The 6444-nt window shown below is 29.3% G+C and carries 6 protein-coding genes; 1 reads left to right on the top strand and 5 read right to left on the bottom strand.

What is annotated here, in order from left to right; all coding sequences use genetic code 11:
* Window positions 1-44: 44 nt before the first annotated feature.
* Window positions 45-1328, bottom strand: coding sequence for a phosphopyruvate hydratase (gene eno, locus BN1173_RS01715; protein ID WP_040236216.1), 1284 nt, complete (start codon window positions 1326-1328; stop codon window positions 45-47).
* Window positions 1329-1525: 197 nt separating this feature from the next.
* Here eno and BN1173_RS01710 point away from each other — a divergent pair, with 197 nt between their 5' ends.
* Window positions 1526-2212 (top strand): early set domain-containing protein, encoded by a 687-nt coding sequence (locus BN1173_RS01710; RefSeq protein ID WP_246040074.1) that lies wholly within the window; start codon window positions 1526-1528, stop codon window positions 2210-2212.
* Window positions 2213-2339: 127 nt separating this feature from the next.
* Here BN1173_RS01710 and BN1173_RS01705 read toward each other — a convergent pair whose 3' ends face one another.
* Genes BN1173_RS01705 through BN1173_RS01690 form a run of 4 tightly spaced genes read right to left on the bottom strand, consistent with a single transcriptional unit; the run spans window position 2340 to window position 6196 of the window.
* Window positions 2340-3323: an ABC transporter ATP-binding protein gene (locus BN1173_RS01705; RefSeq protein WP_012538097.1), complete on the bottom strand. Its 984-nt coding sequence runs from the start codon at window positions 3321-3323 to the stop codon at window positions 2340-2342.
* Entirely contained in the window at window positions 3324-4196 is an 873-nt protein-coding gene (locus BN1173_RS01700) for an ABC transporter ATP-binding protein (RefSeq protein ID WP_014696207.1), read from the bottom strand.
* A 10-nt stretch (window positions 4197-4206) separates the two neighbouring features.
* Window positions 4207-5262 (bottom strand): ABC transporter permease, encoded by a 1056-nt coding sequence (locus BN1173_RS01695; RefSeq protein ID WP_040236213.1) that lies wholly within the window; start codon window positions 5260-5262, stop codon window positions 4207-4209.
* A 13-nt stretch (window positions 5263-5275) separates the two neighbouring features.
* On the bottom strand, window positions 5276-6196 hold the full coding sequence (locus BN1173_RS01690) for an ABC transporter permease (RefSeq protein ID WP_040236210.1): 921 nt from the start codon (window positions 6194-6196) through the stop codon (window positions 5276-5278).
* Between the last annotated feature and the right edge of the window lie 248 nt (window positions 6197-6444).

Below are 6444 nucleotides of genomic sequence, written 5' to 3'. Positions count from 1 at the left end.
CTTTGAAAGAGGGCTTTAATTATTTATTCTTATTTATTAATGGATTAAAATACGTCTTTTCCATGATATTCGGCAATACTGCCCAATTCTTCTTCTATTCTTAATAATTGATTGTATTTTGCAATTCTATCTGTTCTGGATAGAGAACCTGTTTTGATTTGTCCTGTTCCAAGTGCAACAACAAGATCAGCAATTGTTGTATCTTCTGTTTCTCCTGATCTATGTGATACTATTGCAGTATAGCCTGCTTTTTTTGCCATTTCTACAGCTTCAAAAGTTTCAGTTAATGTTCCAATTTGATTTACTTTAATTAAGATTGCATTTGCAACTTTCATTTCAATTCCTTTTTTTAGGAATGATGTATTTGTTACAAATAAATCATCTCCTACAAGTTGAATTTTATTTCCAATTTTATCTGTAAGTTTTTTCCAGCCATCCCAGTCTTCTTCAGCCATTCCATCTTCAATTGATATAATAGGATATTTTTCTACCCATTTTGCCCAATATTCAACCATTTCTTGAGATGTTAATTCTTCTTTTGTTGACCATTTAAATACATATTTTTTTGTTTTTGGATCATATAATTCAGATGTTGCTGGATCAAGAGCAATTGCAATATCTATTCCAGGTGTATATCCTGCACTTTTTATGGCTTCCATAATAACTTCACAAGCTTCTTCATTTGATTTTAAATTTGGTGCAAATCCCCCTTCATCCCCCACGGATGTTGCATAACCTTTTTTGCTTAAAATACTCTTAAGTGTATGAAAAACTTCAGCAGACATTCTTATTGCATCACTAAATGTTTTTGCTCCAATTGGCATTATCATAAATTCTTGAAAATCAACAGAATTGTCAGAGTGGGCACCTCCGTTTATGATATTGCACATTGGTGTAGGTAAAATGTTGGCTTTGTATGTACCAAGGTATTGATAAACTTTAAGTCCAAGATGTTCAGCTGCTGCTCTTGCTGTAGCCATTGAAACTGCAAGAATAGCATTAGCCCCAAGTTTTGATTTGTTAGGAGTTCCATCAAGTTCAAGCATTTTTCTATCAATTTCAACTTGGTTTAAAGCACTCATTCCTTCAAGTTCTGGAGAGATTATATTTATTATATTTTCAACTGCTTTAAGTACTCCTTTTCCCATATAAACGGATTTATCACCATCTCTTAATTCAACAGCTTCATTAGTTCCTGTTGATGCACCTGATGGAACAGCTGCTCTACCTAGAGTACCATCTTCAAGTATTACGTCTGCTTCAACAGTTGGATTGCCTCTAGAATCAATTATTTGTCTAGCTTTTATTTCATAAATATGAAAGCCCATTTTTACACTCCTTGTTGGTTAATATTTATGTATATTTACTTTAGTATATGTTTTTAGTATAATAGCAAATAAAATAAATGTGTAGTATTTTTGAAAAAGAATTGTTTGGCGAGTTTTATAATTCAATTATGGGAAAAACTTTGCGATGGTTATTTTGTTTTATATTTTTTTTCTGTCATGTTATTAATGTTTTAGCAATGAGTTATGTAATTGAAAATTTTGATTTGTCTTTAAATGAATTTTTAGAAGTATCAACCAGAGAAAATAATTTATCACCTATTGTTGATTCTAAGCGAGTTATTATGTTTTATCCTCCAAATAAGGGTATTCGAAAGATTTTTGCTGCTTTTGAGTTTGATGATTATGCGAAAAAATATTTGTTTAAAAAAAATAAATATGGGCTTTTTTTCGTAAAAATTAATCTTCCTCATGGAATTGGTAAAATCAAATATAGACTTATTGTGGATGGTATCTGGACAAATGATGAATATAATGAAAATGTAGTTTTTAATAAGGATCTAATTCCGTTTTCTATAATTGATATAGGTGTGGATTATGGTTATGTTTCTTTGAGAAATCCAATTGATTCGTCTGATGGTAGGGAAGTGGAACTTTTTTATATAGGACAACCTGGACATATTGTTACAATAGCTGGCAATTTTAATAATTTTAATCCATTTTTAAATAGATTGGTTGAGCAAGAATCACGTAAGGGTGTATATACTATTAAGCTTAAAGATCTTCCTAAGGGTAGGATTTATTATTATTTTGTAGATTCTGGGAATAAAGTTATAGATAAGAATAATGTAAATAGGATTAATTTATATTCAGTTGAAAATGTTGAGAATAAGGTAGATTTTGAAGTCTCTTATTTTGATAACTAAATATTCAAATTAAAATTTAATTTTTATTCATTAATTTAATTGGGTTTGTTAAATTATGGCCCCTATTTTTAAGTATGAAGATTTCAAAAAATTTAAGTAAAAGTTGTGTTTTATATGTTTTACTATTTTAGTTTTTATTAAGTAAACTATTCATCTCATCAAAAAGATATTTAGATACAAAATGATCTTTCTCTACTTCTTCAAGAATTTCATTTTCTGTTGGTGAATATGTATTTCGTATATTCGTTAAAGATGGTTCATCAAGTTTAATAGTTTTATTTTTTATTTTTTCTGGATCAATTTCTGGAATAGAGGCTATTAATGTTTTTGTGTATGGATGTTTAGGATTTGAAAATAAAATTTCTCTAGGTGCAATTTCTAAGATTATACCCTGATACATTACGGCAATTTTGTCGCTCATGTATTTTACTACTGCTAAGTCATGTGAAATGAATAGATAAGATAGACTTAATTCTTTTTGTAAATCTTTAAGTAAGTTTAAAATTTGTGCTCTGATTGACACATCTAATGCAGATACAGCTTCATCTAATAATAAAAGTTTAGGGTTTAAAGCTAGTGCCCTTGCTATACCTATTCTTTGTCTCTGTCCTCCTGAAAATTCGTGTGGATATCTAGATAACATACTTTTTGAGAGACCAGTAATATCCATTAATTCATTTACTCTTTGTTCTATTTCTTGTTTTGTTCGTGGAATAATTTTGTTTTCATTGTATATCACAAGTGGTTCTGCTATTATTTCTCTTATTGTCATTCTTGGATTTAGGGATGTGTGTGGATCTTGAAATACCATTTGCATGTCTTTTTTTGTCTTTAAAAGTTCTTTTTTTGACAGTTTTGTTATGTCTTTACCATTAAAATATATTCTACCAGATGTTGGTGTGTAGAGTTGCATTATTGTTCTTAATGTTGTTGATTTTCCACATCCAGATTCGCCAACAAGTCCTAGTGTTTTGTTACGTTCAACTTCAAAGCTAATGCCGTTTACAGCGTTTACTTTACGTTTATTTTTCCAAAATAAAAAGTTTTCTCCGATTGTGAATGTTTGTACCAAATTTTCTACTTTAAGAATTATATCTTTTTCATTTGTCATTTAAATACCCTCGTTGTTATTTGTAATAGTTTCAATGGGATAATCTTTAATTGAATAAAGTTTTTCATTTGGATTTTTATCAAGAGTTAGTATTGATTTTAAAAGTCCAATTGTGTATGGATGTTTAGGATTTTTAAATATTTCTTGTACTGTTCCTTCTTCTACAAATTTTCCTTGGTACATTACAGAGACAGTATCGCATATTTCTGCCACTACTCCTAAATCATGTGTTATTAATATGGTGGAGGTATTAAATTTCCTAGAGAGCTTTTTAATTAGTAATAGTATTTGCTCTTGAATTGTGACATCAAGAGCTGTTGTAGGTTCATCTGCAATTAATAATGATGGATGACAACTTAATGCCATTGCAATCATCACTCTTTGTCTCATTCCTCCTGAGAATTGATGTGGATAGTGTTTTATTCTCTCTTCTGCGTTTATAACACCAACTGTTTTCAACATTTCTATTGCTTTTTGTTTTGCTTGCTTTTTATTTAATTTTTGGTGTAACATGATTGTCTCTTCAATTTGTGTGGATATTTTTAGATATGGATTTAGAGACGTCATTGGATCTTGAAATATCATTGCTATTTTATTACCTCTTATGCTTTGAAGTTCTTTTTCTTTGAGTTTCAATAAATCTTGATTTTCGAATATTATTTCTCCAGTTTTATATATCGTTGTAGATTCGGGTAATAGTTTTAATATTGCCATGCTTGTGACAGATTTTCCACTGCCAGATTCTCCAACAATAGCTCTAATTTCTCCTCTTTTCATTTTTAAATTTATATTATTTACAGGATATATTGTTGTGTGTTTTAATTGAAATTCAATTGTTAAATTTTTGATTTCTAGCATATAGTTTTCGTTCATTTATATCTCCTTAGAGGTTATCTTTTGGATCAAATGCATCTCGTAATCCGTCGCCTAAGAAGTTCATAAATAATAGGAAAATTGTCATGATTGATGCTGGTATGAAAATTTTCCATGGATATTCAATAAATGTAGGAATTCCATTTTTAATTAATTCTCCCCAACTAGTCATTGGTGCTGATATTCCAAGTCCTAGGAATGATAGAAATGATTCAAGTATAATGAATGAGGGAACATTCATTGTTGTAATAATCACTATCATTCCAAAGCTATTGGGTATTAAATGTTTGAATATCATTCTTCTATTTGTTGCACCGAATGTCCTGGCGGCTTCTATGAATTCAGATTGTGAGAGTGTTTTTACTTGTCCCCTTACAATTCTAGAAATTGTTAGCCATGAGATTATACTTATTGCAATAAATAAGCCGATGATGTTTCTTTCCATAATCGTCATTAAAGTTATTATTACAAGTAGATTAGGTAAAGAATAGAGAACTTCCGTTATTTTAGTTATAATTCTATCTATAATGCCGCCAAAGAAACCTGCTGTTGCTCCTATTATGCTTCCTATAAGCATTGATATTAATGCTCCAATAAATCCGATAGATATCGATATTTGACTTCCTTGTATTATTCGTGAAAGCAAGTCTCGTCCAAGATTATCTGTGCCTAGTAAATATATTCTTTTGTGTATTTTGGTTTCTTTTCCATTAATAATTTGGATTTCAGTTTTTATCTTTCTTTTTATCTCCTCAAGTTTTTCTTTTTCTTCTTCATTGATTTCTCTATTTTCCTTTTTTGCTAATCTTTTTATAAAATCAAGTTCTTTTTTGTACCAAAGTTCTCCTGCGTATCTAAAAGATGGAGGTAAATCGACATGTTCTACAATTTGAGTATAATATTTATATATTGGTAATATTGGCTGAAGTATTGCAATTGCCATGTAAAATCCAATGACAAATATACTAATATACGCAAGTTTATTTTCTTTAAATCTTAACCATGCTCTTTTATTTGCTGTTTGAGTATCTATGTTTACACATGTATTTTGTTTTATATTGCTCATTTGATTTGTTCTCCTATATTCTTGGATCAAGTTTTTTGTATATAATATCAGATGCCAAAATGGAGATGAGCAATATTGCTGAATATACTAATAATGAGCCCATTAGTAATGGATAATCTCTGTTTAGAGATGATTCTACTGTAAACATGCCCATTCCGGCAATTCTGAATATTTGTTCGATAACCATACTTCCAGAAATTATACCAGCAAATGCAGGTCCTATATAGCTTACAATTGGCAGTATAGCTCCTATAAGTACATGCTTTCTAATTATTACATTAAAGCTTAGTCCTTTAGCTTTTGCTGTTCGTACAAAATCACTATTTAAAATTTCTAGCATAGAACCTCTAATTATGCGCGTAAAAATAGCTATCCATGGTAAACTCATTGTTAATATTGGCATAATTAAATTTGCAAGGCCACCTCTTTCTGAAATCCATCCAGAAGTATAGAATAATTTTAATTTGACAGATAAAATGTATTGTAAAATAGGACCGGTTACAAATGTGGGCACGGAAATTCCAAATATAGCAGCCATTCTTATTATATAATCTATGTGTGTGTTTTTGTTGATTGCTGCTAGTGAGCCCAGTACAATTCCAAGTGTAAGAGATATTATGAGACTAATTATTCCAATTGTAAATGACTTAGGAAACCCTAATTTTATATATTGATTTACACTTAAGTCCTTTTTTGCTATTGATGGACCAAAGTCACCTTTTAATATATTTTTAATATAGTAATAAGCTTGCATATAAAAAGGCTTATCAAGGTGATATTTTTGCATTAGTTTTTCTTTTACTTGAGGATCAATTGGTTTTTCAGAATCGAATGGATTTCCGGGAGCAAGTCTCATTATCAAAAAACATAAAAAAATTATTATTATTAAAGTTGGTAATGTTTCTAGTAATTTTTGTATACTAAACCTTAACATAATTGCTCCTTATTATGATAGAAAGATAAAGATTTGTATGCGTTATATAATGAACCATTGTAACATAGAAGGTGAGATATTATTCAAAAAATTTCACTTTATTTTAATTGATTTGTAACTATTGATTTTGTTGATTTTAAGTAGACTTAATGGTTTTCTTGCTTTTGTCTTTATAATATTAATATTATATTGCTTTAATTAAGGTAGTATATTGTATGAGTATTTAATTTCATCTGTCAGTATTATAT

This window comes from Borrelia crocidurae (genome assembly GCF_000825665.2).
Lineage (GTDB): Bacteria > Spirochaetota > Spirochaetia > Borreliales > Borreliaceae > Borrelia > Borrelia duttonii.
This window is presented reverse-complemented; position numbering and strand designations above follow the sequence as displayed.

Bases quoted from the DNA above. Each gene is read 5' to 3' on its own strand.
- BN1173_RS01690 (WP_040236210.1), bottom strand. From the start codon at position 6,196: ATGTTAAGGTTTAGTATACAAAAATTACTAGAAACATTACCAACTTTA.
- BN1173_RS01705 (WP_012538097.1), bottom strand. From the start codon at position 3,323: ATGACAAATGAAAAAGATATAATTCTTAAAGTAGAAAATTTGGTACAA.
- BN1173_RS01700 (WP_014696207.1), bottom strand. From the start codon at position 4,196: ATGAACGAAAACTATATGCTAGAAATCAAAAATTTAACAATTGAATTT.
- eno (WP_040236216.1), bottom strand. From the start codon at position 1,328: ATGGGCTTTCATATTTATGAAATAAAAGCTAGACAAATAATTGATTCT.
- BN1173_RS01695 (WP_040236213.1), bottom strand. From the start codon at position 5,262: ATGAGCAATATAAAACAAAATACATGTGTAAACATAGATACTCAAACA.
- BN1173_RS01710 (WP_246040074.1), top strand. From the start codon at position 1,526: ATGAGTTATGTAATTGAAAATTTTGATTTGTCTTTAAATGAATTTTTA.